Source organism: Paracoccus niistensis, from assembly GCF_042432925.1.
Lineage (GTDB): Bacteria > Pseudomonadota > Alphaproteobacteria > Rhodobacterales > Rhodobacteraceae > Paracoccus > Paracoccus niistensis.
This window is the reverse complement of the sequence record NZ_JBHLWE010000047.1, coordinates 67,981-85,128: the sequence shown is the minus strand read 5'-3', so window position 1 is coordinate 85,128 and position 17,148 is coordinate 67,981. Positions and strand designations below refer to the sequence as shown.

The following is a 17,148-nucleotide window of genomic DNA, read 5'->3' as shown; positions in this document are numbered from 1 at the left end:
GGCCGCCTCAGGCTGCATTCACCGGCGTCACCGCAGCATCCCCGGCCAGAACGGCCTGCAGGTTGCGCCGTTGCAGCGCCCCCATCGCGGCGCGGGTTTCCACCGTGGCCGAGCCGATATGCGGCAGCGGCAGCAGGTTCGGCAGCCGGGCAAGGCGTGGGTCGACATGGGGCTCGCCCCGGAAGACGTCGAGCGCGGCACCGCGGATGCGGCCCTCCTCAAGCGCCTCGATCAGCGCCGCCTCGTCTATGACCGAGCCTCGGGCGATGTTGACCAGGACGCCGTCCGTCCCCAGCGCCTCGATCACCTGCGCCGAGACGAGGCCTTCGGTTTCCGGCCCGCCCACGACCGCGACGATCATGTCGTCCACGGCTTGGGCCAGCGCCACCGGATTGTCGTGAAAGGTCCAGCCCGGCGTGGTCTTGGGGCTGCGCGACCAGTAGTGGATCTCGCATTTGAACGGCACCAGACGCGCCGCGATCTCCTGCCCGATGCGGCCGAGGCCCAGCACCCCCACGCGCCGGCCGGACATCTTGCGCGCCAGCGGCAGATCACCCTTGGCCGACCAGTCGCCCGACCGGACCGCGGCCATCGCCGGCTCGAACCCGCGGTTCTGTGCGATCAGCATCCCCACGGCAAGGTCGGCCACGTCGTCGTTCAGGACGTCCGGCGTGTTCGTCACGACGATGCCCCGCGCGGTCGCCGCCTCCACGTCGATGGCGTCATAACCCACGCCAAAGTTCGCGATCACCTTCAGCCCCGGCAGCAGGTCCATGCTGTCCCCGCCCAGCGCCGCGTGACCCTTGTAGGCCAGCCCCTCGACGCCGCTGCGCAGGTCCTGCGGCAGGGATGCCAGCGCATCCAGCGAAGGCAGGGCCTGCGCCCCCATCCCGGCCAGCGCGGCGGAGTCGGTGTCGGTGTAGCTGCCGATGGCGAGGATGCGGGTCATGCGAATCTCCTTGGTCCGGCCATGCGGCCGATCGATAGGGGGCGCCCCGCGGACAAGGGCGCCGATGCTGGCGGAAAAGGCGCCTTACGGCTTTGCGGCCTCGACGGTCAGGTCCAGCCCGTTGAGGGCGGCGACATGGGCGGCCAGCGCAGGCAGGTAGTCGGCGCCGCGCCCGGCGGTCTCGGCCTGGCAGAAGTAGTTCTTGATCGCCGCGCCCATGGGATTCATCGCCCCCGCCGCGTCGGCCATCTGCGCGGCATAGCGCGTGTCCTTGGCCGCGTTGGCGATGGTGAACTTGTGGATCTCGGGCTCGCCGCCGACCGATCCGGCCATGAAGGTCTCGAAGAACCCGTTCGACATCCGCGATGCGCCGATGACCCTGCGCACCGTCGCGGGACTGATCCCGGCCCGGGCCCCGATCGCCATCGCTTCAGAATAAAGTGCCGCATAGCCCATGGCGATGAAGTTCATGATCAGCTTCATCTTGTGGGCCGATCCGACCGGGCCGATGTGGTTGATGGTCGAGGCCCAGCACTCGATGATCGGCCGGATCCGCTGGAACAGTTCGGGCGAACAGCCGACCATGGCGTCCAGCGTGCCCGCCTCGGCTTCGCGCGGGGTGCGCCCCAGCGGCGCATCGACCAGCGTGGCGCCTTTCGCAGCCAGTTCCTCGGCCAGCCGCAGGGTCGATCCGGGATCGGCGGTGGTGGTGTCGATGACGATCAGGCCCTCGCGCGCACCCGACAGGATGCCGTCCGGCCCGCGCATGGTGGCCTCGACCACGGCCGAGTTGGGCAGGCACAGATGCAGCACATCGACGGCGCGCGCCATCTCGGCCGGAGATGCCGCCTCGGTCGCGCCCATGGCCAGCAGGTCATCGACAGGGGCGCGGTTGCGGTTGCCGAGGACCTGCACTTCGTAGCCCTTGCGTAGCAGGTTCGCGGCCATCCCGTGGCCCATGAACCCCACCCCGATGAAGCCGATCCGCGGCTTCGTCCCGCTGGTGTCATCCGTCCCGTTCGTCATGGCGCATCCCTCCCGCTTAGCCGTTGCGCAAAACGGTATACCAAACTGCCGCCGCCACAAGTCGGCTGATGCGGGCAACCGGGATCTTCCGGCAGATGCACCTGCCCAGGGAGGGACGAACGGAAGGCAGGCCACGCTTTCCGACGCGCGAGGTTGCCGCAGCGCCGGAATGATGTTTCAGTGTGCGATGTTACCATTCGGACAAAGGAAGCGGTCCTTGCCTGCCAGGCCACGTACGGTCAAGATCGCCTATGTGACCGATCGCGAATTCCTGAGGCCGACGCTGGTTTCGATATGGAGCTTGTTGCAGCATCTCAGCGGTCCCGCCGAACTGCACCTGTGGGGTGTCGGATTCGACGCCCGGGACTGGGCGGATGCAGAAAGCGTCATTGCCGAGAACGATCGCGTCACCCTGCTGTGCAGGGATATCGGCCCGGGGGATCTCGATGGGGCGCACGGGCCCAAGGACTATATCTCGGCCGCCACGATGGGGCGGCTGCTGATCCCCCGCCTGATTGACGGCTACGTCCTGTACATCGACGGCGATACCCTTGTGACGGGCGATGTGAGCCGGCTGTTCGCCGCCGACCTGGGCAGCGCCTATGCCGGGGTGGTGCGCGATTACCACGTCTCGCACTGGTTGGCGCAAGGCGATGCGGATTCGGCTGAGCGCGACCCGAGACTTGCGGAAATCCGGCAGTTCATGCAGCCCGCGCAGGCCGGAGACTACTTCAACGCCGGCGTTCTTCTTCTGAACTGCGACGCCCTCCGGGCCCAACCGGAGCTTCTGTCCCGCATCGAGGATGTGGCCGCGGCGTCGGCCTGCACGCATGGCGATCAGGACCACCTGAATGCCCTGTTCAGGAACAACGTGGTGCAACTGGACCTGACCTGGAATGCGTCCTGGGGACGTGTCCGGCGCCATCGGAACCTGCTGGTACGGTCAGGCCTGCCGACCCGGGGCCTCATGCCCGGCAGGCCCACCATCCTGCATTACCACGGCCCGCAGAAGCCGTGGCGGAACAGGCGGTGGGACGTCTGGTCCTCGCGGGGCCGCGCCACGTTGGTCTATCAGAGCGCCTTGCGGAAATTCCTCCGAAAGCATCCTCACCTGAAGCCGACCTGATCGCGGCAAGCGCCGGCAAGTGCGACCCTGCAGCGCCCTGGTGTCCTCGAGGGCTGGAGCGAGGTGTTCGAGGCCGATCTCGTGATCTGGCTGCGGCGCCTGATCGCTGCCGGTCGGTCGAGGGACGCGTCAGGGCCTCGGGCGTGAAGGAAGCGGCAATCCGGCCGTCTGCCAGTTTCGATGCCGCGCCGGAGGTTCTCGCCTGGCCCGTTACGGTCGAGCATCCGGTGATCATGCCGCAGCGCCGTGACAAGGGCAGTCGCTGGATCGTGCGGGCAGGTCGCCGATCCAGCTCCGGGGGCTGAACCGGCATCGGCAAAAAAAGGACAGGGTTTCATCCACAAGACAACGGGCAGGCGCGATGTCGCGATTTCCCTTCATTGCGGGAAGGCTTCCGCGCCATGTCCTTCCAGGCGGAACGGCAGGCCGCGCCCGTCAGCGGGGCCTCTCTGGCTGACCGACGAGGCCTCACCTACATCAGCACCATCGGCATGGGAGAGATGCAATGGCCCGGATCATTCTTGCCGCCTGCGTGGCGACCATCTTCGGCAGCGGCGCCTTCGCCGCGAGTTTCGAACCGCTGGTCACGCCCACCGAACTCGCCGCTGAGGCACCGACCGCGCAGCCGGTCATCCTCGACATCCGCGATGCCGGATACGACAAGGGCCACCTGCCCGGCGCGATCTCGGCCCCCTATGCGATCGTCCGGGGCGGCAGCGACAACCCCGGCGCGGTGCCGGACGTGGACGCTCTGGAAACCGCGTTCGAGCAGCTTGGATTGCGGCAGGACCAGCCCATCGTGATCGTGCCGGAAGGCAAGACGGACACCGATTTTGGTGCGGCGGCGCGGGTCTACTGGACGCTGAAGTCCACAGGCTTCACTGATCTGGCGATCCTGAACGGCGGCACCCAGGCCTGGACGGCGGCGGGCCTGCCGATCGAGACCGCCGCTGTCGCGCCGCAGCCGAGCGAGCTGGATCTGACCTTCTCGGACCAATGGCTCGCCTCGACCGACACGGTCACGCAGGTGGTCGAGGGGACGCAGGACGCGGTGCTGGTCGATGCGCGGCCGACGAACTTCTATGAGGGCCGCACCAAGCACGATGCCGCGGTCAGGCCCGGCACCCTGCCCGGCGCCCAAAGCCTGCCCCATTCCACGTTCTTCACCCCCGGTACGCCCACCATCGCGGCCGCCACCGATGTGGCCGCGCTGAAGCAGGCGCTCGGAATCGGAGGCGGCAAGGACGTCGTGGCCTTCTGCAACACCGGCCACTGGGCCGCGACCGAGTGGTTCGCGCTGTCCGAGCTTGCCGGGCTGGAGAACGTCAAGCTTTATCCCGGCTCGATGGTGGAATATTCGCAGACCGACATGCCGATGGAGAACGTGCCGGGCCTGCTGTCCAACCTGACCCGGCAGATCTTCGGAAGCTGACATGGCCAACACCTTTGCCGCATCTGCCGCGCAGCCCCTTGCCCGCCGCAGCGCGGGGCTGCCCTTCGCGGCCCTCGTTCTGGCAGGCGTGGCTGCCACCACCCTCTTTGCCGGCGCGCGCTTCGGGCTGATGCTGGTCCTCGGCCTCGGCTTCGGGCTGGTTCTGGAAGGGCTGCGCTTCGGCTTCGCCGGTCCCTGGCGGCAGATGATCCTGCGGCGCGATCCGGGCGGCATCCTGGCGCAGCTGCTGTCGATCGGGCTGGTGGCGCTGGTCGCCCTTCCGCTGCTTGGCGCCAACCCCGAGGAGCTGATCGGCTCGCAGGGGCGGATCGGCTGGGCGATGATCGGCGGCGCCTTTGTTTTCGGCACCGCCATGCAGGTCGTTCTGGGCTGCGGCTCGGGGACGCTGGTCAACGCGGGATCGGGCAATGCGGTGGCACTGGTGGCGCTGCCGCTGTTCTGCATCGGCAGCCTGCTGGGCACCCTGCATCTGGACTGGTGGACCAATCTGGGCGCCCTGCCCCCCATCGTCCTGTCAGGAGGCTCGGGCCTTGCGCTGACGCTGGCAATGCTGGCGGCGGTCGCAGCCGTCGTGCTGGTCAGGGCCGCGCCGGGCACGCGGCGCATCCCCGGACGCTACGCGCTGGCGGCCGTGCTGCTGGCAGCGCTGGCCATCGCCAACCTGACTGTCGCGGGGCAGCCTTGGGGCGTCGTCTATGGACTTGGCCTGTGGGCGGCGAAAAGCGCGGCCGGGTTGGGTGTCGATCTTTCGGCATCGGGCTTCTGGTCCGCGCCGATCAATGCAGAACGGCTGCATTCCAGCATCCTGACCGACTACACCTCGCTGACCAACATCGGCATGATCCTGGGGGCGGCGTGGATCAGCATGCGCCGTGCCGGCGCGCTGGACCAGCCGGTGCCGCGCCTGCCCGCACGCGCCTGGATCGCGGCGGCAGCTTCGGGGCTTGTGCTGGGCTATTCGTCGCGCCTGGCCTTCGGCTGCAACGTGGGCGCCTTCTATTCCGGCATTGCGACCGGCAGCCTGCACGGATGGGTCTGGTTCGCTGCGGCTTTCGCGGGCTCCATCCTCGGCCTGCGCCTGCGGCCTTGGTTCGGGCTGGAGCCCCGGCAATGACCCGGCGCGCGGTTGCAGCCATCGCCTGCGTGATGCTGGTGGCCCTGCTCGCCTTCGATCTCGCGGCGGCGCCGCCCAACCCCTATGACGCCCCGGCGCTGTTCGCCCTGGGATCGGCCGCCGCCCCTGTCGGCGGTTTCTGCGGCGCCCCGGCCGGCGTGCCGGGAAGCTGAGGGCTCGGATCCTGAAGACCGGCTGGCCCGACGCGACTGGCGTCGATCAGTTCCCCGCCCGTGGTGGTTGCGCTTGCCAAGACATACCAAAGACAGAATGTCGCGTGGGGTTCCGCTGAAACCGGGCGTCAGCCGTGCCGCAACGCCTGCCACTAGACTGCGAATCCTCCTTCACTGAACCCGCCATGGCCGCTCTTTGAAGTGGCGGCCACAACACCCCCTTCACACCCGCGATTGCAGGAAGAAGCGGACCATCTCGGCCGAGGCGTCCGGGCCGGCGGGGTCGGTGTAGCTGCCCTCGGGGCGCCCGCCCGACCAGGCGTGGCCCGCGCCTTCGATCCGCCAGGACTCGACCAGCGGCGTGCCATCGGCAGCTTCCACGAGATTGCGGCTATAGGCCCGGCCGCCCTCGGACCGGCCCTGCTCGCGTCGCGAGGTGCCCCGCAGTTCTGGCCCGGCCGCGGCGACCAGCGCCTCGGCGTTGGAGGGGTGGACGGTGGCATCGGCCGCGCCGTGGAAGATGATCATGCGGACCGATCCTTCGGCCTTGCGCGGCGTCCGCCCGCCCTGCCCGCGCATCGCCCCGAAGGCCGAGGGCATGTCATGGGCAATACCATGCGGCAGACCCGAATGGATGCCCACGGCCGCAAACAGGCTGGGGTGAGTTGCCGCCAGCGTGGCGGCCATGGCGCCCCCGGCGGAAAGCCCGGCCACGAAGACCCGATCCCCCGGAACCGAGAACTCGGTCGCGACGGCGCGGGTCAGTGCCGCCAGCAGCGCGGCCTCGCCCGCTTCCGCCCGCTGGTCCTCGGGGCGGAACCAGTTCCAGCAGCCTTGCGCGTTATGGGCGCGGGACTGGTGGGGATAGACCACGATCAGCCCGTGCCGCTCGGCCTGGCTGTTCATGTCGGTGCCCCGGGCGAAGTCATCCGGGTCCTGGGTGCAGCCGTGCAGCATCAGCACCAGCCCCTTGGGACCATCGGGCAGGCTGGAGGGCACGAACAGCCGATAATCGCGCGTGCCATGCGCCGAGGTGAAGCTGCGCGTCTCGTACCGGGCGCCTTCGGGAACAGGGGGCGGTGCATTCGGGCGCCCCATGCCGGGCAGGCCCTGCGGCAGGCCGTTCAGGCCTTGCGGTACCATGCAGCCGAGGTTGTCCATCATCCGCTGCAGATCGGCCTGCCCGATCGGCGGCATCTGCATCGGACCGGCCGCCGGCGAGGTAGCGAACGAAGACGCGGGCCGGTGCGGAGGATGCTCCTCGACCACCTCGGCCTCCTCGATCTCGGCCACGGACTTGCGCGCCGAGGCGGCCGGGGCCGCAGGCTGTGGGGCCATGCCGCCGTCGGGGGCACCCTCTCCCGCCAGTGCGGCCTGGATGATGCGGGCGGCCTCGGCAGGGTTTCCGGCGCGTGTCTGTTCCAGCGCCCGGCTCATCGCCGTCGCGAATTGGCTGTTCATGTCCGTCTCTCCGGGCCCGCGAGCCTTATGTGATGCGGTCCTTCAGGGCCGCCTTGATCGCAGGCGGTGCCTGCAATGCGCCCAGCACCGTCAGCGAGCCGATCGCCGCCCGCGCCAGGTCCGGGGTGATGTCGGGGGCAAGCCGCGCCAGCCCCACCACCTTGATATGCAGCGTCTCGCCCTTGGCGACCGCAGCCTCCAGTTCGCTGCGGGTCACGTCGCGCAAGCCCATCTCGAGCGTGTGCCGCTCGATCGATCGGCCGACGGCGTCCGCCTCGGCCACAAGCTGGTTGCGGATGGCGGTACGGATGAAGTCGCTGCGGTTGCCGTAGAAGCCCTCCTGCACCAGCAGGTCGATCCGCCCGAGGTCCACATGGCCCAGGTTGATCGTGATCTTCTCGTTGTCAGGCTGCTTCATTGATCCTGCTTCATCCATAAACCATCCATGTGGATGTCATATGGATGTTAGATGAGAAAACTGCAAGGTGTTCCAGAGGAAATCCTCAAGGCCACCCCGAGCAACTGCCACGGCCACTCAGTCGCCTGCGGCTTGTGCCTGACGCTCCGTGGGCAGCCTTCCGCAGGGTGGAATGCGGGAAAACTCCTGCAGCCCCTTACAATCCGGGCTGCAAGCAACCACATGACTGAAGCAACACTATTTTTCGAACCTGTTCCTTTCGGCTCAGCTCTCGATCCTCAGCTTTGCCGGGCCGCTGCATCCTGTGAGCGGCACAATCACAAGGAATGTCACGATGGCCAATGGCACCGTGAAATGGTTCAACCCCACCAAGGGTTTCGGCTTCATCCAGCCCGAAAGCGGCTTGAAGGACGTCTTTGTCCACGTGTCCGCGCTTGAACGTGCAGGCATCCGCCAGCTGGACGACGGCCAGGCGGTCTCGTTCGATCTCGAGCGTGACCGCAACGGGCGCGAGTCCGCGGCGAACCTCGTTCTCGCCTGAACGAAACCTGCAAGATCATGAAGGCCGGGTCGCCCCTTGGCAGGCCCTCCTTCCTCCGCGGGCTGGCTGGCATTGAAACGCGCCGGCATCCGCCTTTTCCAGAAAGAAACCACGTGATCGAAATCAACTGGGGCAAGCCCCTGTCCTTTGTCGTGTCACCTGCGGGCGATATCCAGGAATTCAGCACGGCCGAACAGGCCCGCCACTGGCTGCGGAAGAAATGGCCGGTTGCCGACCCTGCCCGTGACCGCGCGCTTTATCTGGTGGAAGCGGCCATGGACTGCATGGCCTCTGTCGGCACCGCGCGCCGGGCCTTCATCTCGGCGGCAAGGACCGCAGGGTTCGTGCCGGATGGGCTGATGACGCAGCCCGAGCGCCTGGCGGCGTGATCTGCCGCCAGGTTCCGGACTGGCCCTTCATGCGACCCTCCGGAAAGAGGGCAAGTCAGGGGCACCCAGATTGACCTTGCATCTCGGGGCAAATCGGCCGACTGAGATCATGAGCATCGGCCATCGCCGGGGCTCGCTGCATGGTTCAGAAAGCGACCATTCTGACGGCAGGCGATCATGGGCGGCAATCCGGACCGCTCGGTCGGTCCGGTGGCCTGATCCCTTGAAGTCGAAGGCGTGCAAGCCAGAGGCGCCCTGGTGCACGCCGCTCTCCGATCCTGAAAGGACGATCCGTGCAAAGAGACCTTGAGAGAACAGACGAGGAAGTCGCGCAGCTGATCCTGCACAACTGCCATCAGATGGGCGAAACGCCGCAGGCCGCGCAAAGGATGGTCGAGCGTTGCCTTGAAAACCGCCGCAAGGCCGCGCCGGACGCCACCCCCGGGTGATCCCGGCCCCGTGACCCGCCGCCCCGTCCCTTTTGCCGCCTTCCCGGCCTTTCCACAGACCAGACAAGGATGAAGATTTGAGAACCACAAAGACCAACGATCTCGCCGACCGCCGCAACGCCGCAGCCGAAGCAAAGGCTGCGCGCCTTCGCGCCTATCGGGCCACGCGGGAGGCCGCCGAGCCCACCCGCCTTGCGCGGCAGGAGGAACTGCTTGCGATCGCCGCGGCCCGCGAGGAACGGCGCGAGGAGCGGGAGCGGCTGAAATCCGAGGCAAAGGCGCGGCAGCAAGAGCAGGCGCGCGCCGAGGCCGAGGCCGCCGCCTATCAGGATGCCGCCGCTGTCGCCGCCAGAGCCAGGATCGAGGCGCAGGAAAAGGCCGACAGCGTGATCGCCCAGGTCATCAAGGATGAAGCCGCCCGCAAGGCCGAGCGCGACCGGCGCTATGCCAACCGCAAGGCGCGCAAACAGTAAGCCACGGCGGGCAGGTCGCAATAGCGCCCCCCCTCCTTTGACCGAGCATTGACTGCCCTCGATGGTTCAGCGGAGGTCCCCGGCGCCGAGGGTGGAGGAGCGAGCTGCCTGACAAGGACCCTCCTCGGCATGAAGCCTCATGGGCTGGCCCGTCGCTGGCCGGTCCGGATGACGCCGGACCGGCAATGCGGGTCCTTCCTGCCGACGGAACCCACGCGGCCAGTCCGGACAGCCCCGAGGCACATGACCCTTCACCTGCCGTCCCCAAGCGGTTAGGCCACGGGGTGGCTCAAGGAACAGGATCCCCTGCATGCTTCCCTGGATAGAACTGGCGACGGCAACCGCGCCGGACGGGGACACGCTCCGGCTTCTGCGCAGGGGCGACGAATTCTCGATCCGCCTCAAGGGCGGCAACGAGCTGATGAACAGCCGTCTCGGCCACTCGGAGGAGGCGCTGGCCGCCTTGGCGCTGGAGCGCCTGGCGGGCAGGCCCCGGCCGCGGGTGCTGATCGGAGGGCTCGGCATGGGTTTCACCCTGCGGGCGGCCCTGGCGATCTCGCCGCCCGGCGCCCGCATTGTCGTGTCGGAGATCGTGCCCGAACTTGTTGACTGGGCCGGGGATCACATGGCGGCTGTCTTCGGGAACTGCCTTGCTGACCCGAGGGTCGTGGTCGAGACACGCGATGTCGGCGCCATGATCCGTGAGGCCGCGAGCGGCTTCGACGCCATATTGCTGGACGTCGACAATGGGCCGGATGGCCTGACCCGCCCCGGCAACGACGCCCTTTACAACGAGGCGGGCCTGAAGGCGGCGCGCCGGGCGCTGGTCCCCAAAGGCGTGCTCGCCGTCTGGTCCGCCGCCCCGGCCCCGGCCTTTTCGCAACGGCTCTCGCGTTGCGGGTTCGAGGTCACCACGCGCATGGTCCGTGCCAGCGGCAGCCGGCGCGGCAACCGTCACGTGATCTGGATCGCGGCACGAACAGGCGACTGAGAGATTGAGACGACCTTATCGCAGCGCATGGGAAGGGGCGGCGGTCCGACTGTCCTGATCTGCCGCTATCCGGTCTGTCCTGTCAGGATCCGGGCCCTGGAAGTTGAAGACCTTGTCCCAAGTCAGCCAGCCCCCTACCAATCAGGCCCGTGAGGCAGCCTAGGCGGCACCATAGCGCCGACGTGCCTCGCGAAAGGATGTCAGGCGCTTCAGCTTCTCGTCCCACAGGTGCAGGTTGACCGAGCGCAGGCTCTCCCACGGCGTCAACCGCTGGGCGGCTGCAAGTTCGGCATGGTCATGCAGGATCTCGGGCAGCCGATAGAAGGGGACTCGGCTGTAGAGATGGTGGACATGGTGGATGCCGATATTGGCGGACAGCCAGCGCAAGGGCGTGGGCAGCACGTAATGCGAGGACCCCGCCAGCGCCGCCTCGTGCAACTGCCAGGCGTCGTTCCCGGCCCAGTGGGTTTCCTCGAACTGGTGCTGGACGTAGAACAGCCACACCCCGATCGTGGCCGCGACGACGACGGTGGGAATGAAGATCAGCAGCAAAGGCGTCAGCCCACCCAGCCAGACCATCGCCGCCAGAAGAATGGCGATAACGGCATTCGTCCCCATGGCCGAGATCCAGTAGCGCCGGCCCGCTTTCATCAAGCCGAGCGGCAGGCGGTTCTGCAGCAGGAACAGATAGCTCGGCGCCAGCCCGAACAGCACGAGCGGATGACGGTAAAGACGATACATCAGCCTGCCGAGGCGGCTTCGGGCATGATATTCGGCCACGGTCAGCGTCATCACGTCGCCGATGCCGCGCTGGTCCAGATTGCCGTGCTGCGCGTGGTGGATCGAGTGGGTGCGCCGCCAGACGTCATAGGGCGTCAGCGTCAGCACCCCGAGGCACCGGCCGACCCAGTCCTGCACCTTGCGGCTGTGAAAGAACGAGGCATGGCCGCAGTCATGCTGGATGCAGAAGATCCGCACAAGGAACAGGCCGTTCAGGACCGCGATCCCGAGCGTCAGCCAGTAGCTGACCGACATCGACGCCCAGGCAAGTCCCCAGAGCAGGGCAAAGGGCACAAGCGTGACAAGAAGCTCGAAGATGCTGCGGGATGTGGAGGGCTCGCGATACTTCGCCAGGACCCGGACCCAGTCCTTGGCCGAACGCACCTGCGCCACCGGCATGTTGTCGGAAGAAGTCATCATCAACGCCCTTGAGCTTGAGCCACGTATGACCATCGGCCCGCACGGCGCTTTCCTGTGCCGCATCATCTAAAGCGCAGCCTTCCCCCCGGCAAGTCACTGAGTGCCGGAAAGGCAAGCAACGGCACCAGGCTGATCCATGTCCGGCTGAAGCCCGGCGGGTCAGGGACTGGAACGGCGCGGCGCTTGCACCACGACGCGGCGCGACGGGATCAGCGATCGGGCAGCGGCGCCGAACAGAGTGTGGGTGTGGCGGCGGTGCCCCGCGCTCTGTCTGGGGGCGCGAAGGGGCAGTCAGGGGACGCGACGATCACGATTCGGCCGGACCCCTTGCCCAGCAGCAGCATGGGCAAGGTTCTTCAAGGAGTTTCGTGCCCGGGACCGCCAAGCGGCCCGTGCCTGTCAGGCGACGAGCAGGTCGCGTTCCACGTTGGTGAAGCAGAAGTTCTGCGCACTCAAGTCCTCAAGCGCATGGTTGGCAAGGCAGAGGGCCTGATCCTCGCCCAGCCGGATGATGACGTCCTCGCCCTTCTGCACGGACCAGGCGCGGACATCCTCGATGTGGCTGAAATGGAAGCCGTCAAGCTGCACCTTGTCGTCGCCTGACAGGTCCAGGATGGTGTCGTTGCCCATCCCCTTGCGGATGACGAAGACATCGACCCCGCCGCCGCCGAACAGCACGTCCTCGCCGCCCCGCCCGTCGAGTTCGTTGTACTGCGCGTCGCTGCCGCCGAGGTAGTTGTCGGCGTCGTTGCCCGTCAGCCAGCGCGCCCAGTCCCCGCCCAGCCTGGCCTTCACCTCGCCCGCGGCCATGGTGTTCGTATAGCCCCACTTGGCGGCGGCGCTCGCCCCGTCCATGCGCGAGAAGTCGAAGCTGTCAGCCTCCCACCCCCGCGGCAGGGCCACGACCGCATGGTCCAGGGGACGCTCGTAGACGCGGATATGGTCGATCCGCAGGTCGGTATGCTCGGCGTCCGAGAAGCTGTCGCGGTCGATCCCGCCATACCAGCCGCCGACGGCCACGTTGGCCAGCATGTACATCGGCCGGTGCGCATCCTCGGGCGTGGCGGCGCGGTAGACCTCGACCCCGTCGAAATACCAGACCATCTCCTCCGGGCCCCAGTCGAAGCCATAGACATGCATCCCGTCGGACATGTCGCCGACCAGCGCGCTCTGGCCCTCGGCAGTGTGCCGGCCGCTGGCGTTGCTGTGGGCGGTGGTGTGCAGGACGGTAGGATCGCTGGTCAGCACCTCGAAAATGTCCAGTTCCGGCGGCCAGCTTCCATCGATGGGCAGCAGCCACCATGCCGGCCAGAAGCCGCCTCCCTCGGGCAGTTCGGCGCGCATCTCGAAATAGCCGTACTGGACCGAGAAGCTCTGTTCCGAGGTGATCGCGCCGGAAAGATAGGGCAGGTTCTCGACCTCGGGTAGCAGGTGGTCCGAGGTCTCGCCGACGGTGATGGACAGCACACCGTCCCTGACCGCGAAAGGGTTCAGGCCGAGGTCGCGCCAGGCCGGATCGACATAGAACTGCTGCTCGTTGTTCGAGCCGAGCGTCCGGTTGCCCCAATAGTATTCCGGTCGCCATGTGCCATCAGGGTTGTCGGGCGAGCGCAGGTCGAGGCGGTCGAACTCCTCGGCGAACAGCACTGGCCTGCCCTGGGTGTCGGGTGCGAAGGCGGCGAGGTTCTCGGGCCTCAGGTCCGGCAGGCGCGTGTCCTGCAGGGTGAGGTGCTGGCCGCCCAAGTCGATCACCACGCTGGTTCCCGATTGGCGGGCCGCCGCCATGACGTCGTCGAAGCTGCGGAAGGCAAAGCCGTTCAGCCGCAGCATGTCCCCGCCCGCGCCGGTGGCGAAGTCGGTGATCACGTCGTTGCCGTCGCCCGCGTCGATGTTGAAGATGTCGCGGCCCGCGCCCCCGGTCAGGGTGTCGTTCCCGCCTTCGCCGTTCAGGCTCTGGTTGCCGGTATGGCCGCCGGTCAGGTGGTTGTCGCCCGCGTTGCCCCGCGCATACAGCATCTGCGAGCCTGCCGCGTTCGAGACCGTCAGGTTCTCGACATTCTCCTCGAGCGTCCAGCTGACCCAGGTCAGCACCGTGTCGATGCCCTCGCCGGGCCGTTCGACGATGCGCGCGCCGCGGTTCTGCGGGTAATAGGTGTCGTTCCCGGCACCGCCCACCAGCTGCTGCACCGCACCCGAGGCCTGCGCGATCCAGTCCCGTCCCGAGGTGCCATGGACCTGCGCCGGGGCGCCGCCCAGGACGATATGCGAGTCCCTCAGGCTGCCCGGATCGACGCCGCGCAGGGTGAGCTTTTCGGTCCCGTGCAGCCAGATCACCGTGTCGCGCCCGTCCTGGACCGCTTGGGCCAGCACCTCTGCCGTTGAAAGGAAGCCATAGCTCTCGATCCTCAACACGTCGCCTGCCGCCGGATCGAAGTCGAGGATGGTGTCCGAGCCGGTGCCGCGCGTGACGACAAAGCTGTCGGCGCCCTGCCCCCCGGACAGGGTGTCGTTCCCACCCAGACCGCTGAGGGTGTCGTGGCCGTCGCCCCCCGACAGGCTGTCATGGCCCGAAGTTCCCGTGACGGTCCGCCCCGCAGGCGCGGCCTGCGTAAACAAGGAGGCCAGGGTCGTCGGCGCCACCGAAGCATCGGCCTGCCCTGCCCTGTCGTCCCGCTGCGCGTCTGCCTGCCTTCGCAGTGCCGCGACATCGAACAGATCGTGCTGAAGGGCCTTGAGGTCGCCCTTGGAAAGGGAACGGATCGCTGAACGGAAAGAGGCTGCCATTGTCTCTTCTCCCGGGTTCCTGAGGAACGGCGCTTCGCACTATCGGAGGTGTATAATCAAGCCGTAATACCCGTTTGGATTGCAAGCTGTTCATGAATGATCATTGCCGCGCCCTGCCGACCCACATGATCCGCAGGGCGGGGGCAGGCGGAACACACCCACAGGTTCCGCCCTGACGCCCGATCCGGGGCACAGGCCTGTCACCCCGCCGGCGGGATCGCAGAACCGGTGCGATGATCGACCGCGTCAGGCGCGGCTGTCGCGCAGGGCGGATTGCAGCGCGCAGAAGGTGCGATAGCGGGCGTCGTGCATCACCGCGGCATCGGCGTCGGGATGATACTGCCCGCCTGCCTGCGACATCGCGGCCATCCCTTCGGTCATCGAGGCGAACTGGCCTGCGGCCACCGCACCGAGGATGGCCGAGCCCAGCAGCACGGGTTCCGCCGCCATGCTGGACAGGACCGGCTTGCCCGATCCGTCCGCCAGCAACTGCCGCACGAGATCAAGCTGCCCCGCCCCGCCCGAGATCACTACCCGGTCCACCGGCGCGCCGGCCTTGTCCTGCGTTTCGATGATCTGGCGCAGGCCATAGGCGATGCCGCAGAGCCCCGCCACGTAAAGTGCGACGAGGCTGTCGATGTCCCGCTCCATCCCCAGCCCCGCGATGATCGCGCGGGCATGGGGGTCGGCGAACGGCGCGCGGTTGCCCAGGAACTCGGGGACCACATGCAGGCCGTCGGCCAGCCTCACGGCGGCGGAAAGGTCGCCTGCCTTGCGCGCGGCCTGTTCCGCCAGCCAGACCGGCAGCGGCTGGCCCGTGGTATTGGCTTCGGCGGCGGCCTGAGGGGCGGCGGGATGGAAGGACAGAAGCTGCTCGATCGCGGCGCCGGCGGCGGACTGGCCGCCCTCGTTCAGCCACATGCCCGGCACCATCGCCTGGAAATAGGGCCCCCAGACGCCCGAGACGAAGACCGGCTCGCGCGTCGTCGTCATGGTGCAGGACGACGTGCCGAAGACATAGGCGAGGTTGCTTTCGGGCGCGCCCTGCATCCCCACGGTCCCGATCCCGCCGGCATGAGCGTCGATCAGTCCCGCGCCGACCGGAATGCCCGGCCGCAGTCCGAGGTCGGCCGCCGCCGCCTGCGTCAGCCCTGATCCCAGCGGGGTGCCGGGCGCGACGATCCTCTGGCCGATGCGGGCGAAACCGTCCTCGGCCAGATCCTCCAGCCCAATGCTGCGGAAATAGTCAGGGTCCCAGCGGTCCTCGTGGGCGAGATAGGTCCACTTGCAGGTGACGGTGCAGCTTGACCGCGAAAGATCGCCCGTCGCCCGCCAGCCGAGGTAATCCGCAAGATCGAAGAACTGCCATGCCTGCGCGTAGGTCGAGGGCAGGTTCTCGCGCAGCCAAAGAAGCTTCGGCGTCTCCATCTCGGGCGAGATGACGTCGCCGACATAGCGCAGGACGGGATGTCCAAGGGCGTTGATCCGCTCGGCCTGTCCGACGGCGCGATGGTCCATCCAGACGATGATGTTGCGCGCCTCGTCGCCCGAGGCGCTGACGGTCAGCGGCTGCCCGCCCTGCCCCAGCACGACCAGCGAGCAGGTCGCGTCGAAGCCGATCCCCGCAACCTGCGCCGGGTCGATTCCCGCCACGGCCTCACGCACCGAGGCGCAGACGGCGGCCCAGATGTCTTCGCTCGACTGCTCGGCGATGTCGCCGCCCTCGCGCCACATGGTGATGTCGCGCTTGGCGCTGGCAACCATCGTGCCGCCTGCGTCGAACAGCCCCGCGCGGGCGCTGCGGGTGCCGACATCGACGCCCAGGAAGAACGGCCCTTGCCGGTGGCTGGTCATGGCGGCTTCCTTTGTCACAGATCGACGCTGTTGGGCAGGATCACGAGGTCGCGGATCACCACGCCCCGGGGCCGCGTCAGCATGAACAGCACGGCCTCGGCCACTTCCTTCGGCTGCATCAGCGAACCGTTGGCCAGCGCCTCCTCCATCTTTTCCTTGGGCCAGTCGTCCAGCAGGGCGGTCACGACAGGCCCCGGCAGCACCGCGCCCATGCGGATGCCATGGGGTGCCACCTGCCGCCGGGTCGCGTGCAGGAAGGCCTGCACCGCGAACTTCGAGGCGGTGTAGATCGGCTCCCACACCACCGGCACGACACCCGCGACGGACGAGGTGAAGATCACGTCGCCGGTCTTGCGCTCGATCATGCCGGGCAGGACCGCGCGGACGCTGCGGAAGGCCGCGTTGATGTTGAGGTTCAGCATCCGGTCCCAGGCGTCCGGGTCGCCCTCGGCCGCGGGGCCGCCGACATAGGCCCCGGCATTGGCGTGGAAGATGTCCACGGGACCGACCAGTTCCTCGATCCGCGTGGCGATGGCGTCCACCTGCGGGCCATGCAGCAGGTCCACGACCAGCGGATGCGCCTTGGGCCCAAGTTCCTCGCACAAGGCCTCCAGCCGCTCGGCGGCGCGGTCGATCAGCACGACCTCGGCGCCCTCGGCCAGCATCGTGCGGGCGCATTCCAGCCCGATGCCCGACGCGGCGCCGGTGACGGCCGCGACCTTGCCTGAAAGTTGCTCAGCCATGATT

17 protein-coding genes are annotated in these 17,148 nt (G+C 67.9%); 9 read left to right on the top strand and 8 right to left on the bottom strand.

All coding sequences use genetic code 11. From position 1 onward, the window contains the following. Positions 1 to 7: 7 nt before the first annotated feature. Together ACFFII_RS15560 and ACFFII_RS15555 are read right to left on the bottom strand one after the other, a co-directional pair. Complete coding sequence (locus tag ACFFII_RS15560; protein ID WP_377699965.1) at positions 8 to 955, bottom strand: 2-hydroxyacid dehydrogenase; 948 nt, start codon at positions 953 to 955, stop codon at positions 8 to 10. A 78-nt stretch (positions 956 to 1,033) separates the two neighbouring features. Then, entirely contained in the window at positions 1,034 to 1,975 is a 942-nt protein-coding gene (locus ACFFII_RS15555) for an NAD(P)-dependent oxidoreductase (RefSeq protein ID WP_377699784.1), read from the bottom strand. A gap of 253 nt (positions 1,976 to 2,228) precedes the next feature. Between ACFFII_RS15555 and ACFFII_RS15550 the strand changes: the two genes are divergently transcribed. The 4 genes from ACFFII_RS15550 (at position 2,229) to ACFFII_RS15535 (ending at position 5,841) form a co-directional block, all read left to right on the top strand. Further along, a complete protein-coding gene (locus tag ACFFII_RS15550) occupies positions 2,229 to 3,101 on the top strand; it encodes a glycosyltransferase family 8 protein (protein WP_377699783.1) in 873 nt (290 codons plus the stop codon). 505 nt (positions 3,102 to 3,606) lie between these two features. After that, on the top strand, positions 3,607 to 4,533 hold the full coding sequence (locus ACFFII_RS15545; RefSeq protein WP_377699782.1) for a sulfurtransferase: 927 nt from the start codon (positions 3,607 to 3,609) through the stop codon (positions 4,531 to 4,533). A gap of 1 nt (position 4,534) precedes the next feature. Beyond that, on the top strand, positions 4,535 to 5,668 hold the full coding sequence (locus tag ACFFII_RS15540; protein ID WP_377699781.1) for a YeeE/YedE thiosulfate transporter family protein: 1,134 nt from the start codon (positions 4,535 to 4,537) through the stop codon (positions 5,666 to 5,668). Then, positions 5,665 to 5,841 carry a hypothetical protein gene (locus ACFFII_RS15535; protein WP_377699780.1) on the top strand — a complete coding sequence of 59 codons (177 nt, stop codon included), beginning with the start codon at positions 5,665 to 5,667 and terminating at the stop codon, positions 5,839 to 5,841. Before ACFFII_RS15540 ends, ACFFII_RS15535 begins: the two co-directional genes overlap by 4 nt. Before the next feature lie 222 nt (positions 5,842 to 6,063). Here the strand turns inward: ACFFII_RS15535 and ACFFII_RS15530 are convergent, their stop codons facing one another. Together ACFFII_RS15530 and ACFFII_RS15525 are read right to left on the bottom strand one after the other, a co-directional pair. Beyond that, positions 6,064 to 7,302, bottom strand: a complete 1,239-nt coding sequence (locus ACFFII_RS15530; protein WP_377699779.1) for an extracellular catalytic domain type 1 short-chain-length polyhydroxyalkanoate depolymerase — start codon at positions 7,300 to 7,302, stop codon at positions 6,064 to 6,066. Positions 7,303 to 7,327: 25 nt separating this feature from the next. Then, on the bottom strand, positions 7,328 to 7,720 hold the full coding sequence (locus tag ACFFII_RS15525) for a ribbon-helix-helix domain-containing protein (protein WP_377699778.1): 393 nt from the start codon (positions 7,718 to 7,720) through the stop codon (positions 7,328 to 7,330). Positions 7,721 to 8,054: 334 nt separating this feature from the next. Here ACFFII_RS15525 and ACFFII_RS15520 point away from each other — a divergent pair, with 334 nt between their 5' ends. The 5 genes from ACFFII_RS15520 (at position 8,055) to ACFFII_RS15500 (ending at position 10,563) form a co-directional block, all read left to right on the top strand. Then, the gene (locus ACFFII_RS15520; RefSeq protein ID WP_377699777.1) at positions 8,055 to 8,261 is read left to right on the top strand and encodes a cold-shock protein; all 207 of its coding nucleotides are present in this window, start codon (positions 8,055 to 8,057) and stop codon (positions 8,259 to 8,261) included. A 113-nt stretch (positions 8,262 to 8,374) separates the two neighbouring features. Continuing rightward, on the top strand, positions 8,375 to 8,650 hold the full coding sequence (locus ACFFII_RS15515) for a DUF982 domain-containing protein (protein ID WP_090756898.1): 276 nt from the start codon (positions 8,375 to 8,377) through the stop codon (positions 8,648 to 8,650). Positions 8,651 to 8,943: 293 nt separating this feature from the next. Next, positions 8,944 to 9,099, top strand: a complete 156-nt coding sequence (locus ACFFII_RS15510; protein ID WP_377699776.1) for a hypothetical protein — start codon at positions 8,944 to 8,946, stop codon at positions 9,097 to 9,099. A 77-nt stretch (positions 9,100 to 9,176) separates the two neighbouring features. Next, positions 9,177 to 9,572, top strand: a complete 396-nt coding sequence (locus ACFFII_RS15505; protein WP_377699775.1) for a hypothetical protein — start codon at positions 9,177 to 9,179, stop codon at positions 9,570 to 9,572. A gap of 310 nt (positions 9,573 to 9,882) precedes the next feature. Further along, positions 9,883 to 10,563, top strand: a complete 681-nt coding sequence (locus tag ACFFII_RS15500) for a spermidine synthase (RefSeq protein WP_377699774.1) — start codon at positions 9,883 to 9,885, stop codon at positions 10,561 to 10,563. Positions 10,564 to 10,722: 159 nt separating this feature from the next. On the opposite strand, the gene ACFFII_RS15495 is transcribed toward ACFFII_RS15500, so the two are convergent. The 4 genes from ACFFII_RS15495 to ACFFII_RS15480 all read right to left on the bottom strand — a co-directional run bounded on the left by ACFFII_RS15495 (position 10,723) and on the right by ACFFII_RS15480 (position 17,144). Then, positions 10,723 to 11,760, bottom strand: a complete 1,038-nt coding sequence (locus ACFFII_RS15495) for a fatty acid desaturase (RefSeq protein ID WP_377699773.1) — start codon at positions 11,758 to 11,760, stop codon at positions 10,723 to 10,725. A 402-nt stretch (positions 11,761 to 12,162) separates the two neighbouring features. Beyond that, positions 12,163 to 14,547: a family 16 glycosylhydrolase gene (locus ACFFII_RS15490; RefSeq protein ID WP_377699772.1), complete on the bottom strand. Its 2,385-nt coding sequence runs from the start codon at positions 14,545 to 14,547 to the stop codon at positions 12,163 to 12,165. Positions 14,548 to 14,793: 246 nt separating this feature from the next. Further along, on the bottom strand, positions 14,794 to 16,401 hold the full coding sequence (locus ACFFII_RS15485) for an FGGY-family carbohydrate kinase (protein ID WP_377699771.1): 1,608 nt from the start codon (positions 16,399 to 16,401) through the stop codon (positions 14,794 to 14,796). Between the two features lie 14 nt (positions 16,402 to 16,415). Then, complete coding sequence (locus tag ACFFII_RS15480; RefSeq protein WP_377699770.1) at positions 16,416 to 17,144, bottom strand: SDR family oxidoreductase; 729 nt, start codon at positions 17,142 to 17,144, stop codon at positions 16,416 to 16,418. Positions 17,145 to 17,148 lie beyond the last annotated feature (4 nt).

Bases quoted from the DNA above. Each gene is read 5' to 3' on its own strand.
- ACFFII_RS15520 (WP_377699777.1), top strand. From the start codon at position 8,055: ATGGCCAATGGCACCGTGAAATGGTTCAACCCCACCAAGGGTTTCGGC.
- ACFFII_RS15555 (WP_377699784.1), bottom strand. From the start codon at position 1,975: ATGACGAACGGGACGGATGACACCAGCGGGACGAAGCCGCGGATCGGC.
- ACFFII_RS15480 (WP_377699770.1), bottom strand. From the start codon at position 17,144: ATGGCTGAGCAACTTTCAGGCAAGGTCGCGGCCGTCACCGGCGCCGCG.
- ACFFII_RS15545 (WP_377699782.1), top strand. From the start codon at position 3,607: ATGGCCCGGATCATTCTTGCCGCCTGCGTGGCGACCATCTTCGGCAGC.
- ACFFII_RS15485 (WP_377699771.1), bottom strand. From the start codon at position 16,401: ATGACCAGCCACCGGCAAGGGCCGTTCTTCCTGGGCGTCGATGTCGGC.
- ACFFII_RS15525 (WP_377699778.1), bottom strand. From the start codon at position 7,720: ATGAAGCAGCCTGACAACGAGAAGATCACGATCAACCTGGGCCATGTG.
- ACFFII_RS15540 (WP_377699781.1), top strand. From the start codon at position 4,535: ATGGCCAACACCTTTGCCGCATCTGCCGCGCAGCCCCTTGCCCGCCGC.
- ACFFII_RS15495 (WP_377699773.1), bottom strand. From the start codon at position 11,760: ATGACTTCTTCCGACAACATGCCGGTGGCGCAGGTGCGTTCGGCCAAG.
- ACFFII_RS15500 (WP_377699774.1), top strand. From the start codon at position 9,883: ATGCTTCCCTGGATAGAACTGGCGACGGCAACCGCGCCGGACGGGGAC.
- ACFFII_RS15490 (WP_377699772.1), bottom strand. From the start codon at position 14,547: ATGGCAGCCTCTTTCCGTTCAGCGATCCGTTCCCTTTCCAAGGGCGAC.
- ACFFII_RS15530 (WP_377699779.1), bottom strand. From the start codon at position 7,302: ATGAACAGCCAATTCGCGACGGCGATGAGCCGGGCGCTGGAACAGACA.
- ACFFII_RS15535 (WP_377699780.1), top strand. From the start codon at position 5,665: ATGACCCGGCGCGCGGTTGCAGCCATCGCCTGCGTGATGCTGGTGGCC.